The 14,466-nt window shown below is 51.6% G+C and carries 15 protein-coding genes, 1 pseudogene and 1 other annotated feature; of the genes and pseudogenes, 5 read left to right on the top strand and 11 right to left on the bottom strand.

What is annotated here, in order from left to right; translation table 11 throughout:
- Positions 1-221: 221 nt before the first annotated feature.
- Positions 222-1,406 carry a multidrug efflux MFS transporter EmrD gene (gene emrD / locus LG384_RS17735; RefSeq protein WP_045448926.1) on the top strand — a complete coding sequence of 395 codons (1,185 nt, stop codon included), beginning with the start codon at positions 222-224 and terminating at the stop codon, positions 1,404-1,406.
- Here emrD and LG384_RS17730 read toward each other — a convergent pair.
- Together LG384_RS17730 and dsdC are read right to left on the bottom strand one after the other, a co-directional pair.
- A complete protein-coding gene (locus LG384_RS17730; RefSeq protein WP_225761328.1) occupies positions 1,333-2,394 on the bottom strand; it encodes a cellulase family glycosylhydrolase in 1,062 nt (353 codons plus the stop codon). The genes emrD and LG384_RS17730 overlap by 74 nt on opposite strands.
- Before the next feature lie 89 nt (positions 2,395-2,483).
- Entirely contained in the window at positions 2,484-3,407 is a 924-nt protein-coding gene (dsdC, locus tag LG384_RS17725; RefSeq protein ID WP_045448930.1) for a DNA-binding transcriptional regulator DsdC, read from the bottom strand.
- A gap of 229 nt (positions 3,408-3,636) precedes the next feature.
- On the opposite strand from dsdC, the gene dsdX reads away from it, so the two are divergent.
- Positions 3,637-4,974 carry a D-serine transporter DsdX gene (gene dsdX / locus LG384_RS17720; protein WP_045448933.1) on the top strand — a complete coding sequence of 446 codons (1,338 nt, stop codon included), beginning with the start codon at positions 3,637-3,639 and terminating at the stop codon, positions 4,972-4,974.
- Between the two features lie 17 nt (positions 4,975-4,991).
- Positions 4,992-6,314 (top strand): D-serine ammonia-lyase, encoded by a 1,323-nt coding sequence (dsdA, locus tag LG384_RS17715; RefSeq protein ID WP_045448935.1) that lies wholly within the window; start codon positions 4,992-4,994, stop codon positions 6,312-6,314.
- 12 nt (positions 6,315-6,326) lie between these two features.
- On the opposite strand, the gene LG384_RS17710 is transcribed toward dsdA, so the two are convergent.
- The 6 genes from LG384_RS17710 to ibpA all read right to left on the bottom strand — a co-directional run bounded on the left by LG384_RS17710 (position 6,327) and on the right by ibpA (position 10,459).
- Positions 6,327-6,857: a radical SAM protein gene (locus tag LG384_RS17710; RefSeq protein ID WP_225761327.1), complete on the bottom strand. Its 531-nt coding sequence runs from the start codon at positions 6,855-6,857 to the stop codon at positions 6,327-6,329.
- The gene (locus LG384_RS17705) at positions 6,854-7,216 is read right to left on the bottom strand and encodes a DUF202 domain-containing protein (RefSeq protein ID WP_225761326.1); all 363 of its coding nucleotides are present in this window, start codon (positions 7,214-7,216) and stop codon (positions 6,854-6,856) included. The genes LG384_RS17710 and LG384_RS17705 overlap by 4 nt, the downstream gene beginning before the upstream one ends.
- Positions 7,206-7,553: a YidH family protein gene (locus LG384_RS17700; protein WP_045448938.1), complete on the bottom strand. Its 348-nt coding sequence runs from the start codon at positions 7,551-7,553 to the stop codon at positions 7,206-7,208. Before LG384_RS17700 ends, LG384_RS17705 begins: the two co-directional genes overlap by 11 nt.
- 166 nt (positions 7,554-7,719) lie before the next feature.
- Positions 7,720-9,381 (bottom strand): putative transporter, encoded by a 1,662-nt coding sequence (locus LG384_RS17695; protein ID WP_045448941.1) that lies wholly within the window; start codon positions 9,379-9,381, stop codon positions 7,720-7,722.
- A gap of 125 nt (positions 9,382-9,506) precedes the next feature.
- Positions 9,507-9,935 carry a small heat shock chaperone IbpB gene (gene ibpB, locus LG384_RS17690; protein ID WP_045448943.1) on the bottom strand — a complete coding sequence of 143 codons (429 nt, stop codon included), beginning with the start codon at positions 9,933-9,935 and terminating at the stop codon, positions 9,507-9,509.
- Between the two features lie 110 nt (positions 9,936-10,045).
- Complete coding sequence (gene ibpA, locus LG384_RS17685; RefSeq protein WP_045448945.1) at positions 10,046-10,459, bottom strand: small heat shock chaperone IbpA; 414 nt, start codon at positions 10,457-10,459, stop codon at positions 10,046-10,048.
- Positions 10,453-10,525 (bottom strand) — a sequence feature (ROSE (Repression Of Heat Shock gene Expression) occurs in the 5'-region of heat shock genes and acts as an RNA thermometer to modulate expression.). Its footprint overlaps the gene before it by 7 nt.
- A 240-nt stretch (positions 10,526-10,765) precedes the next feature.
- Here ibpA and LG384_RS17680 point away from each other — a divergent pair.
- Positions 10,766-11,098 (top strand): YceK/YidQ family lipoprotein, encoded by a 333-nt coding sequence (locus LG384_RS17680; RefSeq protein ID WP_190284582.1) that lies wholly within the window; start codon positions 10,766-10,768, stop codon positions 11,096-11,098.
- A gap of 1 nt (position 11,099) precedes the next feature.
- Here LG384_RS17680 and LG384_RS17675 read toward each other — a convergent pair whose 3' ends face one another.
- Complete coding sequence (locus tag LG384_RS17675) at positions 11,100-12,326, bottom strand: DUF3748 domain-containing protein (protein ID WP_225761325.1); 1,227 nt, start codon at positions 12,324-12,326, stop codon at positions 11,100-11,102.
- A gap of 99 nt (positions 12,327-12,425) precedes the next feature.
- Between LG384_RS17675 and cbrA the strand changes: the two genes are divergently transcribed.
- Entirely contained in the window at positions 12,426-13,532 is a 1,107-nt protein-coding gene (gene cbrA / locus LG384_RS17670) for a colicin M resistance lipid reductase CbrA (RefSeq protein ID WP_225761324.1), read from the top strand.
- Here the strand turns inward: cbrA and LG384_RS17665 are convergent.
- Positions 13,529-13,615, bottom strand: a pseudogene (locus LG384_RS17665) (hypothetical protein); the annotation flags it as partial. The gene cbrA and the pseudogene LG384_RS17665 sit on opposite strands and share 4 nt — an antisense overlap.
- Positions 13,616-13,636: 21 nt before the next feature.
- Positions 13,637-14,449, bottom strand: coding sequence for a sugar-phosphatase (gene yidA, locus LG384_RS17660; RefSeq protein ID WP_045448953.1), 813 nt, complete (start codon positions 14,447-14,449; stop codon positions 13,637-13,639).
- Positions 14,450-14,466: the final 17 nt, after the last annotated feature.

Below are 14,466 nucleotides of genomic sequence, written 5' to 3'. Positions count from 1 at the left end.
CCGGATGGCGGCTACTCCTTACCTATCCTGTCATCGCCATCACCATTCATTCCGGCAACATTTATTGCCGCTTTTTGTTTACATTTCCTGCCGTTCACCTCCCGATCATTGCAGTTCTGAATATGGTCTTCTTTTTTTAATGTGGTAGATTCCACGCGAATTTACGGGAATTAGCAGCACCTTATTCTTATTTTTTCTATTTTTGAAAAGTAATCAGCGAAATGAAAAGGCATAGAAGCGTCAATTTGTTGTTGATGTTGGTACTACTGGTGGCGGTCGGACAAATGGCCCAAACCATTTATATCCCCGCTATTGCCGATATGGCGCGTGAACTGAACGTTCGTGAAGGGGCAGTGCAAAGCGTAATGGCCGCTTACCTGCTGACCTACGGCGTGTCACAGCTGTTTTACGGCCCTCTTTCTGACCGCGTAGGGCGTCGCCCGGTTATCCTCACTGGGATGTCCATTTTTATGCTGGCAACGCTGGTAGCCATTACAACCCACAGCCTGACGATACTGATTATCGCCAGCGCTATACAGGGAATGGGAACAGGGGTCGGCGGTGTAATGGCGCGAACTTTACCGCGAGATCTGTATGAAGGCACTCAGTTGCGTCATGCCAACAGCTTGTTAAATATGGGGATCCTCGTCAGCCCACTGTTGGCACCGCTGATTGGCGGCATGTTGGATACCCTGTGGAACTGGCGCGCCTGCTATATTTTCCTGTTGATTCTGTGCGCGGGCGTTACCTTTAGCATGGCACGCTGGATGCCTGAAACGCGACCTGCGGGTGCACCTCGCCCACGGCTTATCGCCAGCTACAAAACCTTGTTTGGCAACGGTGCATTCACTTGTTACGTGCTGATGCTGATTGGCGGTCTGGCGGGCGTTGCGGTCTTCGAAGCCTGCTCCGGGGTATTAATGGGCGCTGTTTTAGGCTTAAGCAGCATGGCGGTCAGTATTCTGTTTATTCTGCCTATTCCTGCGGCGTTTTTCGGCGCGTGGTTCGCCGGTCGCCCAAACAAGCGCTTCTCGACGCTGATGTGGCAGTCCGTTACCTGCTGTCTGGTAGCCGGGCTGATGATGTGGATCCCTGGCCTGTTTGACGTGATGAACGTCTGGACACTGCTGGTTCCCGCCGCATTGTTTTTCTTTGGTGCCGGAATGCTGTTCCCGCTGGCAACCAGCGGCGCAATGGAGCCTTTCCCGTTTCTGGCAGGTACAGCCGGAGCGCTGGTCGGCGGTTTACAAAACATTGGTTCCGGCGTGCTGGCATGGCTCTCCGCGATGCTGCCGCAAACCGGACAGGCCAGTCTTGGCCTGCTGATGACCCTTATGGGGCTACTGATTTTTGTGTGCTGGTTGCCGCTGGCATCACGTGTGTCTCATCAGGGGCAGGCGGTTTAAGCGAATGATGGCCCGGTTTATCGCCGGGCTTTTCACACTCCGGCATGATCATCATCTTCATTAACGGTTCCAGCGCCGGACGCCAGGCTCCTTCCTCGCCATCATAAAACTGTGTATTGGTATTGATGGCATAGGGAATTTTCGCTTTCTTCAATTCACATGCCATAAATCTGGCAAACGCGTACTGCGCAGCGGAAGGCGCGTTTTTGATGGTTTCACCGGGTGCCCAGCCACCGACCCAACTGACATGACCCGTTTTCTGCTGCCAGTGAATAGCACTGTTAATTCGGGCACGAATGGCAGCCTTTTCCGCCGTTGTACCCGATGTCCACGGGTATTTCCCGTTATTTTTTAGCGGCCCCCACGGAAAAATATGCCATTCAGCCAGAACGTAACTCTGACTTTGCGGCGGTAGCTTCAGGTTTGGTAAATCTTCCGGCGCGGCGCGCAGGCGTGGTGCGACAAAAATCATACGCTGCGGGTCGATGGCATGAATCATGCGAATCGTTTTGTCATACACCCGATTGAGGGATGCCTGATTATGATTTAATTTATCGGCAGGTTCATAGATCAGGTCAAAACCCAATAGCGGTGAGCTTTGACCAAAGTAATGCGCCACAGCCACCCACCAGTTAACGACCTCTTTTTCATTTCCGGTAGAAGGGTCTTTTTTGTACTCATCCGCCTGATAAGCAATTATCGGGATCACGCCATATTGCTCACAGGCTTCCACCAGCTTACGCAGATGGATAAGCCTGGCCTCTGTTGGCTCGCCCGCAACGCGAATCCGCACATGAGTTAGCCCCTGCGCCCGAAAATCCCGCACCACCAGCGGATCGAACTCACGGATCCCCCTTTCAGTGCGCGCCCAGTCGACGTCCATTCCTACTCCAAGCTGTTGCGCGTAGTGTTCAGCCGTTAACGGCGGTTCAGCCGCATACACAGCGGCACTGGACAGCAACATGAGAGAAATGAGCGGCTTTAACACGGTTGTCCTCAGGCATTAACCGGGAGTGATATCACGTATTTAGCACAATCTCTGGTATCAGGTGTAGAGCGAAAACGTAATAATTATCATCATACCTGTTCTTGCAGCCAGCCGATAAACGCCTCGATTTTTGGCCACTGTCTGCCTGGCAGCGTGGTGATGTAATAATGCTGATGACATTTCAGCGCCATATCACCAAAAGGGGCGATCAGCTCACCGCTGTCGAGACGTTTTTGCACCAGCCTCTTTCTCCCCATTGCCACACCAATGTGGTTCATTGCCGCAATCACCGCTAAATCAGAACGATCAAAGCCAATACCAGACGATGTCGGCAAATTCACTGAAAAATGCTGCGCCCAACTGTGCCACTCATCGGTACCCGAGTCGTTGCTCCACGCCTGCCTGTCGTGCAGCAGCGTGCAATGTGGCAGGTTCACCAAAGACCCTGCCAGCTCATAGCGGCGAGCATAGTCCGGGCTGCATACCGGTACTATCGCTTCATCCATCAGAAAATGGTGAGTGAGTTGCGCGGAAGGTGCATCGTCAAAATAGATGGCCAGATCGATCCCGGCTCGTTGCAAATTGACGTTGTCATTTCCGGTCAATATCGTCAGTGAAATCGATGGATAGCGGCGGGTAAAGTCACCGAGAGCCGGAACCAGCCAACACTGGGCAATGGAGGGGCGTGAATAAACGGTGAGCGTCCCTGACAGCTCCTGATTCTTGATATCGAGAATTTCCTGGTTGAGTGTATCCAGCGATGATTTCAGCGCCCAGAACACTCGCTTACCTTCATGAGTGAGTTCCACTTTGCGATGTGAACGAACAAACAACTGGATGCCCAACTCCTCTTCGAGCTGATTAATACGATGGCTGACGGCGCTCGGGCTTAACGACAGTTCGTCTGCCGCCAGCGCAAAAGACTGATGTCTGGCCGCCACCTCAAAGGTATAGAGTTTTGATAGCTGCCAGCCATTGAGCAGACGATTTCTGACATCACGCAGGGGATCCATATTTATCTCCGTCATCCTGAATTTTTAGCCGGAGTGTAAAAAAACGCGCTGAAAAAATCAGCACAAAGATGATTCAAAGTGAAGCATGTCGCATAAACCAGCCATAATAAGACCTAAATCACCAATTTGATTCAATTTGGCTCATGTGAAAGGCCAATTTTATCGTTTGTCAGCCCATGCCGTTTTTTTGTCCAATGTAACCTATGTTAATCACAGGGCAAGGTGAGATATGCACTCTCAAATCTGGGTTGTGAGCACGCTGCTGATAAGCATCGTGTTGATCGTTTTGACCATCGTGAAGTTTAAATTCCATCCGTTTCTGGCGCTGCTGTTAGCCAGTTTCTTCGTGGGTACGATGATGGGCATGGGGCCGCTGGATATGGTCAATGCCATTGAGAGTGGCATCGGTGGCACACTGGGATTCCTCGCCGCGGTTATCGGTCTGGGAACCATTCTTGGTAAAATGATGGAGGTTTCTGGCGCAGCGGAACGCATCGGCCTGACGCTTCAACGCTGCCGCTGGCTTTCTGCTGACGTCATTATGGTGCTGGTTGGGCTGATTTGCGGTATTACGCTGTTTGTTGAAGTCGGCGTGGTGCTTCTGATTCCTCTGGCATTTTCAATTGCCAAAAAAACGAATACCTCATTACTGAAGCTGGCTATTCCGCTGTGTACTGCACTGATGGCGGTGCATTGTGTAGTACCGCCACACCCGGCAGCCTTGTTTGTGGCGAATAAACTGGGCGCGGATCTAGGTACTGTTATCGTTTATGGTTTACTTGTTGGACTGATGGCATCCCTGATTGGTGGGCCGCTGTACCTCAAATTCCTCGGTAACCGCCTGCCGTTTAAACCAGTACCAGCCGAGTTTTCCGACCTCAAAGTACGAGACGAAAACACGCTGCCATCACTGGGTGCAACGCTGTTTACCGTACTGTTGCCAATTGGTCTGATGCTGGTGAAAACAGTCGCTGAACTGAACATGGCGAAAGGCAGTACGGTATATACGCTGCTGGAGTTTATCGGTAATCCGATCACAGCAATGTTTATCGCCGTCTTCGTGGCCTATTACATTCTCGGCCTGCGCCAGCATATCGGCATGAGCACACTGCTGACCCATACTGAGAACGGGTTTGGCTCAATTGCTAACATTCTGCTGATTATCGGTGCCGGTGGCGCATTCAACGCTATCCTCAAAAGCAGCGGCCTGGCGGATACCCTGGCACTGATCCTCTCCAACATGCATATGCACCCGATTCTGCTGGCCTGGCTGGTGGCATTGATCCTGCATGCCGCAGTGGGTTCAGCTACGGTAGCGATGATGGGCGCAACGGCGATTGTTGCTCCGATGCTACCGCTCTACCCCAACGTCAGCCCGGAGATCATCACTATTGCCATCGGTTCTGGCGCAATTGGCTGCACAATCGTCACAGATTCTCTCTTCTGGCTGGTGAAGCAGTACTGCGGCGCTACCCTGAATGAGACGTTTAAATACTATACGACCGCGACATTTATCGCGTCGGTGATTGCACTAGCGTGCACATTCCTGCTTTCCTTTATCATCTAAGCGCAAAGAGACGTACTATGGAAAACATGCAAAAACTCATCGCCCAGTATCCTTTAGTGGAGGATCTGGTCGCACTCAAAGAAACGACCTGGTTTAACCCGGGCACCACCTCTCTTGCGGAAGGTTTACCCTACGTGGGTCTGACGGAGCACGATGTGCAGGATGCTCACGCCCGTCTGGCTCGTTTTGCACCGTATTTGGCGAAAGCATTCCCGGAAACCGCTGCAACCGGCGGCATCATCGAATCTGAGCTAGCCGCTATTCCTGCGATGCAAAAACGGCTGGAAAAAGAGTACGGCCAGAGTATTTGCGGCGAAATACTGCTGAAAAAAGACAGCCACCTGCCAATTTCTGGCTCGATTAAAGCCCGTGGCGGTATTTATGAAGTGCTGACTCACGCCGAAAAACTGGCGCTGGAAGCTGGTCTGCTAACCACCGACGATGATTACAGCATCCTGCTATCTCCTGAGTTCAAACAGTTTTTCAGCCAGTACAGCATCGCGGTAGGCTCAACCGGTAACCTGGGAATGTCGATCGGCATTATGAGCGCCTGCATTGGCTTTAAGGTAACTGTACATATGTCTGCTGACGCCCGTGCATGGAAAAAAGCCAAACTGCGCAGCCACGGAGTAACGGTAGTTGAGTACGAAGAAGATTACGGCGTTGCTGTTGAACAGGGTCGCAAGGCGGCAGAATCCGATCCCAACTGCTTCTTTATCGATGACGAAAACTCCCGCACATTGTTCCTGGGCTATGCGGTTGCCGGACAACGTCTGAAGGCACAGTTTGCACAGCAAGGTCGCGTGGTGGATGCCGAACATCCGTTATTTGTCTATCTACCGTGCGGTGTGGGCGGCGGACCTGGCGGCGTGGCGTTTGGCCTGAAATTAGCGTTCGGCGATAACGTGCACTGCTTCTTTGCTGAGCCAACCCATTCACCGTGCATGCTGCTGGGAGTTTACACCGGGTTGCACGATACGATTTCCGTTCAGGAGATTGGTATCGACAACCTGACCGCGGCAGATGGTCTGGCAGTCGGTCGCGCTTCGGGTTTTGTAGGCCGCGCAATGGAGCGTCTGCTTGATGGCCTGTACACTCTTGATGACCAGACTATGTACGATATGCTGGGCTGGCTGGCACAGGAGGAAGGTATTCGCCTGGAGCCTTCAGCTCTGGCGGGCATGGCCGGTCCTCAGCGCGTATGCAATTCTGCTGACTATCAGCAGATGCACGGATTCAGCGCAGAGCAGCTCAATAACGCCACCCATCTGGTCTGGGCCACCGGCGGCGGTATGGTGCCGGATGAAGAAATGGCGCAGTACCTCGCTAAAGGACGTTAAACGCCGTTGACCTTAACGCAGCATCGCCATCAGTTCCATCGGTGAGCGATGCTGTTTAAGCAAGTCGCGCATGACGCGCATATGCGGGGCGGTGTGGTCAAAGAACGCTTGATAACCTGCGCACAGTCCCCCCTTCCCATCATCACAATATGCCGGGCAATCGCCACGATAGAATTGCAGCAAGGAACATGACTGACAGCGCGTACTCAGCAGTGAAATCGTCTGTCGATCGGCTTGTCCCGTCCGACCACACCACCGATTCAGCGTGTTATCGAACAGTGGAATGGATATTCGAGTAATATCCTCACGAACCCATATATCAAATACCGTATTTAAAAACCGTCCCCAGTCTTCTGAAGAAACAGATTCAGCTGTCAGGTTGCCTTTTTCATCACGTTCAACCAGGGGAATAAACTGCACAGAACGAACGCCGTCTTTCTGTAAGTTTCGATATAAATCAATAGGGTACTGACATTTCTGGTGATCCACCACCACCATCTTAATCCCCCCCTCACTAACATCCATGTCCTCACACCCCGTCATGCAAAATCCCCGATAAATACGATAAGTTGGCGAACGTGTGTTACAGCAAACAGTATTGCGAGAGATAACACCGCGAGAGAGATCATAAATTTGTCACGCACCGCACGAGATTCAGAAAAATCGTTATGTGCAACGTCCATCAGATTACGACTGCGGGTATAGCGCCAGAGAATTATCGCCACGATCTCCAGTACACCGAGAGAAACCAAGAAGAGAAATCCCACCTGATGCCAGTTATGCTTCAACGCCAGCGCCATTAATGCGCCGTAGCCAAGAAGAGTTCGAAGCCAGGCAAGCGATGTACGCTCCGGTTGCAGCCCGGGATCGGCAATACGCCGCGATTTACGGCTATCCGGCATACAATACCAGCCCCATCACAATCACCGCGACAAACATCAAAATCAGGCTGATTATCAAAAGGCTATGGGTGTACGGCAAGTCCTCTTTCAGACGCATTGCCTTTTCATTACGCAGCCAGCGCAAGTAACCATAAATCGCCAGACCGCCCGCAAACAAGCACAGCAGCAGAGCCAACAGTTCTCGAATGACCGGCGTGGCGAAATCCGGTGCCAGTTGGTCCAGGCCGACACCCGCGGCCAGAAACCCCAGCGCGGTACGGATCCACGCCAGAAAAGTACGCTCATTTGCCAGCGAGAAACGGTAATCTGGCGCTTCTCCGAGGAGGGAAATCTTCATCACAACTCCTTCAATGTTGTTATCTGGTCGTTATACCGGAACAGTAAAGGAGTATGAACCCGATTCTCAAACGTTAGGCTGCGTAATGTGATTCAGACAAAGGAAAGGCCTACAAAATAGATCTTGTAGGCCGGATAAGAGCAATATCTTCAGTGAGTTAAAATACTTATCCCATTCCCCAGAAAATCACTGCCAGCAGCTGTGGAGTAATAATACGCAGGAACATCACCAGTGGATAAACCGTGGCATAAGAGAGCGCTGCCGCACCGCTGGTAGCATGGAGGTTGTTGGCAAACGCCAGCGCAGGTGGATCGGTCATGGAACCAGCCAGCATTCCGCACAGCGTCAGGTAGTTCATTTTGGCGAAGATACGCGCCAGTATCCCGACGGTAATCAGCGGAATAGCGGTGATAAAGATGCCATAGCCAACCCAACTCAGACCATCTCCCTGCATCAACGTATCGACAAAATCACCACCTGACTTCAGGCCAACTACCGCCAGAAAGAGCACAATACCTAACTCACGCAGCGCCAGGTTGGCGCTCGGCGGCATAAACCAGTACAGCTTGCCGATGCTGCCAATACGTCCAAGTATCAGCGCCATAATCAGCGGACCACCGGCCAGACCTAGCTTTAACGCCACCGGGAAGCCTGGGATAAACAACGGAATGGACCCCAACAAAACCCCAAGCCCGATGCCGATAAACACTGGCAACATCTGCACCTGTTGCAGTTTTTGCTGCGCGTTACCCACGACATTGGCAACGGCATCGATGGACGAGGGGCGTCCAACCAGATTGAGAATATCCCCAAACTGCAAACTGGCATCACTGCTGGCGACCAACTCAACGCCCGCACGGTTCAGTCGAGAGATCACCACGTCGTAGCGCTCTTTAAAGTGCAGGTCACGGATCCGTTTACCAAGTACCTGCTCGTTAGTCACCACCACGCGCTCAACGCGCAAATCTGTTCCCCGCGTCGACAGAGAGGTATCCACTTCCTGCCCAATCACGACCTGCGCGTTGTGCAGGTCGGCAGGCTGCCCAACCAGATGTAACAAGTCGCCCAATTGGATAATCGTCCCCGGCGACGGCACCATCAACGTCTCTTCACGTTTCAGACGAGAGCAGATGATTTTATCGCTATTCAGAATAGGCACATCCTGAATTGCCATATTGTTGAGGTTCGGGTTCTCAACACGAATGTTCATCGTCTGAATCAGCGCATGTCCGTTAGTAAGCGTTGATTCATGCTGCTTAGCCTCTGCCTCAACATTGACGCGAAAAATAAGACGCATCAACCACATAGTGAGCAAGATACCGCAAATACCGAAAGGATAAGCCATGGCATAGCTCATCCCCATCTGATCTACGATATCAACAGGTGTACCCAAATCGCGCAGAATTTGCTGCCCCGCGCCCAGCGCCGGGGTATTGGTGACCGCACCGGAGAATATTCCCAGCACGACAGGAAGAGGAATGGCAAAAATCTTATGCAGAAGAGCGGTGACCAGCCCCCCCATAATGACGATCAGGACGGCGAAAAGATTCAGGCGTAAGCCCGAAACCCGCAGAGAAGCAAAGAAGCCCGGCCCCACCTGAATTCCGATGGTATACACAAACAGTATCAGGCCAAACTCCTGAATAAAATGCAGCATGTCACCGCTCAGAGTCATCCCTGCCTGATCGACAAAATGCCCGACAATGATACCGCCGAACAGCACGCCCCCGATGCCAAAACCAACGCCGCGTATTTTGATGTTGCCGATCCATAACCCGACAACCGCCACCAATGCCAGAACGCTGACCGTCAATGCTATATCACTCATTATCCTGTTCCCTGTGAATAACATCATTAAGTAAATGGATTCTGGCAGAGTACAGGCGCAAAGTATGGGTGGTAAAGCACAAAAAAAGCCCCGTCATTTCTGGCGGGGCAAAGGCAAGGAGCTAATTAGCTATTTAATGCGGGACGTTCGCTAATGGCAATCCGCTGCGGCGGAATAGTTTCTGGCTCATTGCGAATTAAATCGATGTGCAGCAAACCATTAGTGAAGCTTGCGCCGGAGACTTCCATATTTTCTGCCAGAGTAAAACTCAGGCTAAAGGACTGAGTTACCAGCCCCTGGTGCAGCCATTTGGTCTCTTTATCCGGCTGCTGCGGCGTGCCTTTCACGGTCAGGCGAGTGCCTTCCAGTTGAATATCCAGATCTTCCTGGCGGAAACCAGCTAACGCAAGGGTAATGCGGTAGTGGTTATCATCGCTCTTTTCGATGTTATAGGGTGGGAAGCTCTGGCTTTCACCGCTGTTTTGCAAAGCGTTGGCCAGTTTGTCAAAACCAATCCATTGACGCAGCAGTGGGGATAAGTCGTAATTACGCATAGTCATTTCTCCTTCTAAGAAGCGAGTAAGTACCTGCGAATCCAAGGATTCGCATATGCTCCCTGACGGCGAGCATGGGATAGCAGGCCGCCTGACGCGGCCCAACAGAATTAGTTGATTTCGATACGGCGCGGTTTGTTCGCTTCCGGGATCACGCGCTCAAGCTCGATATACAGCAGACCGTTCACCAGGTTTGCACCACGAACATGAATGTTCTCAGCCAACTGGAACTTGCGTTCAAAGTTGCGCTCGGCAATACCCTGATACAGGTAAGTACGTTCTTTTTGCTCGTCCGCATGAGCGCCTTTTACCACCAGCAAATTATCCTGGGCGGTAATCTCCAGCTCGCTTTCAGCAAAGCCCGCAACGGCAATCGCAATGCGATAATGGTTTTCGTCTACCAGCTCAACGTTATACGGAGGGTAGCCACCATTGCTCTGGCTCTGATTGCTTTCCAGAAGGTTAAACAGACGATCAAAACCAATTGCAGAACGGTACAGTGGGGATAAGTCAAAGTTACGCATAATCAATAGCTCCTGAAATCAGCGAGAATGTTAGACCTTCCATCATGGACAGGTCAGGTAGCCAGGACACCCATCAGGCGTGCCCTTCATGTGTCTACATCCTAAAAATGGGTCTTAATACAAACTTTTCAAGCGTATTCATCTGACTTTTTTTGCAGTTTGTTGTCTATTGCATACACTGGGTGGACAGTCGTTGTCGTTAGAGTGCGATAGCCGCCGTAGTGCGACATGATGGTGACGTTATTTTTCGCAATGGATCGCGATAACTCATCAGGCAAATACCGATGATTAACAGATGAATAAATGATGATAAAAAAAATGTTGTTAACAGTGATAATGTACAGCGCGATGGTCTTAGTGAGTGGCTGCTCCAGCGTAATGTCGCATACCGGGGGCAAAGAGGGGACCTATCCTGGCACTCGCGCCAGCGCTACGATGATAAGCGAAAGCGATACAAACTGGGGAACAAAGTCGCTGGCCATTCTGGATATGCCATTTACCGCCGTCCTGGATACGATACTACTCCCGTGGGATCTTTTCCGTTCAGATAACTCAGTCAGATCCCGCGTAGAAAGGAGTGAGGAGAGAACGCAAGTCACCAACTCCGTTATCCCCCCGGCGAGTATGCCCGCCCCTTAAGTTACCGCCCGGTTTCCGCCACCCATAGCTGACGGAAACCCTCGACATCCTCCATCCACGCGACCTGTTGACCATCAGGTGAGAACACGATCGCATCTGCGGAAGGTGGATTACCGTGACGCTCGGTTAAATAATCAATTTTTCCGGTCTGCGCATCACAGCAGACAATTCGGTTTTCCAGCACAAATCCCAGCCATTTTCCCGACGGATGCCAGTTGAACGCTGACTGAATATCCGTAGTACATCGCGTAAGCTGACGAGGTACACCGCCCTGTGGTGATATCAGCCACAGCTGCACAACACCGCTATCATCACGCATCAGAAACGCAATTTCAGACGCCTTTGGATTACTGCGCACCCAATGGCGGGGCTGATTCACCAGCCCTGGAAAGGCGCGGTTATGTGTAAACGTCAGGCGACGCTGAGCCACACCAGATGGCGGTGCTGGCATTGTCGATTCAGTCCCTTCCAGAGGCGCATAACCTGGCTGTTTCCAGCCGCCTTCATTCCTCGGTATATCAACGATGAACAGCTCCGGAACTTTCTCGCCATTTACAGACAACGTGTCACCAATAAACGCCAGCGTATGATTTCCCACCCAACCTTCTTCGTAGGCGCGGTTTATCTCATCGCTGCCCGGTCGTGGCGCAGGCGTAGTCTGGCTCACCAGTACGCACCAGTAGCTACCGCTGTACTCACGCGGGTGCTGTGCGGATACGTTCACCGGCCCATAAGGTGCAGCCACCCCAACGTTACGTAAATCCAGCGCCGGATCGCGTTCATGCAATACATGGTCGTTGTAGGTGAAGCTGACAAACTCTCCGTTCGGGCTGAAGACATGGACATGACTACCGCCGCGCAACGCTCCTGGCGTGTACGGCGAGGTAATATCCATAGCATCCAGATTAACCACCCCACGCGGTCCAGCAATCACGCCACGGCGATGATGGAAATCGTAACGCCAGTGTTCATCTGGATTCTCAGGCCCATGAATAAAAACATATTTTTCCGATTTTGGATGAACGGTCACTACGCCGACATGCGCCCCCTGCGTAGCGCGATAAACCACCTCAAGCTCGCCGGTATGAATATTAACGCGTTCAATCGTCTCACCGGTAAACGATGCGCCGGAAGGACGAACATCAAAAACCAGCCACTGGCTGTCCGGGGTCCAGGTGTTGATATTGGTAAGCTGATGATTACGCGGCGTAAAGGTGATTTGCTTCATGAAGAGCCCTGATACAAGACGATTTAAGCAATCATACTTCACAAGGACTTCACTTTCAGGCTTTAGCGTATCGCTATCTTAATTATTGCGGACAGAAAGATGGAACATTTTGACGTAGCGATTATCGGCTTAGGCCCGGCAGGTGCAGCGCTGGCGCGACAGTTGAGCGGAAAAATGCGTGTGATTGCACTGGATAAAAAACGCCAGTGTGGAAATGAAGGATTTACCAAACCCTGCGGTGGTTTGCTTGCTCCTGATGCCCAGAGATCGTTTATCCGCGACGGAATTACGCTACCCGTTGATGTCATCGCCAACCCGCAGATTTTTAGTGTTAAAACGATCGATACAGCGGCATCACTAACGCGCAATTACCAGCGTAGCTACATCAACATTAACCGACATGCTTTTGATTTATGGCTGAAATCTCTTATTCCTGATGATGTGAGAATTTACCACGACAGCCTGTGTCGAAAAATCTGGCACGAGGACGGTAAATGGCATGTGATATTCCGCGCAGACGGTTGGGAACAGCAGATTACAGCCCGTTATCTGGTCGGTGCCGACGGAGCGAATTCACTGGTGCGCCGTCATCTCTACCCACAACATCAAATCCGTAAATATGTCGCCATTCAGCAGTGGTTTGCTGAACAACATCCCGTACCGTTTTACTCGTGTATTTTTGATAACGATGCTACGGACTGTTACTCCTGGAGTATCAGCAAAGACGGATTTTTTATCTTCGGTGGCGCATACCCAATGAAGGATGGTCAGGCACGCTTTGAAGCGCTGAAAACAAAGATGGAGACGTTCCATTTTCAGTTCGGTAAACCGGTAAAAAGCGAGAAATGCACGGTGCTGTTCCCATCACGCTGGTCGGACTTTGTCTGCGGTGAAAAAAACGCATTTCTGATTGGTGAAGCTGCCGGATTTATCAGCGCCAGCTCGCTGGAGGGAATTAGCTATGCGCTGGACAGCGCGGAGATCCTGAAATGCGTACTCCTGCAGGAAGCGCCAGATATCAATAACGCTTACCGCAAAGCCACCCGCAAACTGCGTATCAAGCTGTATGGCAAGATCCTTAAGAGTCGGGCATTAACATCAGCACAAGCACGTAAATGGATAATGCAAAGCGGCGTTGCACATATCCCGTCAGGTCAGGAAGAGCAGCCCACCGTGACACCCGGCGGGCTGATTGAAGAGCATTAACCTACGCGTTTCACATCACCAACCAGCAGGATGTATGACATCGCGCCAATCAGGGCAACAGCGGAGATATAGACCAGCGCGGGCTGTAAATAAAAGTGGCTGACTTATTTCAGCGCAAACTTCTCAATGGCATACGCCACGCCGTCTTCAAGGTTGGATTTCGTCACGAAGTTGGCAATCTCTTTCACAGACGGAATGGCGTTGTCCATTGCAACACCCATACCTGCGTACTCGAGCATCGCGATGTCATTTTCCTGATCGCCTATCGCCATGACCTCTTCGGCTTTGATTCCCAGCGCATCCGCCAGTGATTTTACACCGGTGCCTTTATTGACACGTTTATCCAGAATTTCGAGGAAGTACGGCGCACTTTTCAGCACGGTATACTTCTCTTTCACTTCAGCCGGAATACGCGCTATCGCTTTATCGAGGATCTCTGGCTCGTCAATCATCATCACTTTCAGGAACTGGGTTGCCGGATCCATCTTCTCTGCTTCGCAGAACACCAGCGGAATGGTCGCGACAAAAGATTCATGCACCGTGTAGTAACTAATATCGCGGTTAGCCGTATAAAGCGTGTTGCGATCGAGTGCGTGGAAGTGTGAACCCACTTCACGAGACAGCTGTTCCAGGTAACGATAATCATCATAGCTCAGCGCCGTTTGTGCAACGGTACTGCCATCCCCCGCTTTCTGCACCAGCGCACCGTTGTAGGTAATGCAGTAGTCACCGGGTTGTTCCATGTGAAGTTCTTTCAGGTAGCTATGGACGCCGGCATACGGGCGACCGGTGGTCAGCACCACGTTTATACCACGCGCGCGCGCAGCGGCAATCGCCGTTTTGACCGCAGGTGAAATGGTGTGATCGGGCAGCAGAAGTGTGCCATCCATATCGATAGCAATAAGTTTGATAGCCATGAGTTCCCCGGATTAAA

Origin of the sequence: Citrobacter sp. Marseille-Q3906 (assembly GCF_916618775.1) — a bacterium.
Classification (GTDB): domain Bacteria; phylum Pseudomonadota; class Gammaproteobacteria; order Enterobacterales; family Enterobacteriaceae; genus Citrobacter; species Citrobacter murliniae.
The sequence above is the reverse complement of the archived record's forward strand: the minus strand, read 5'-3'. Positions and strand labels throughout refer to the sequence as shown.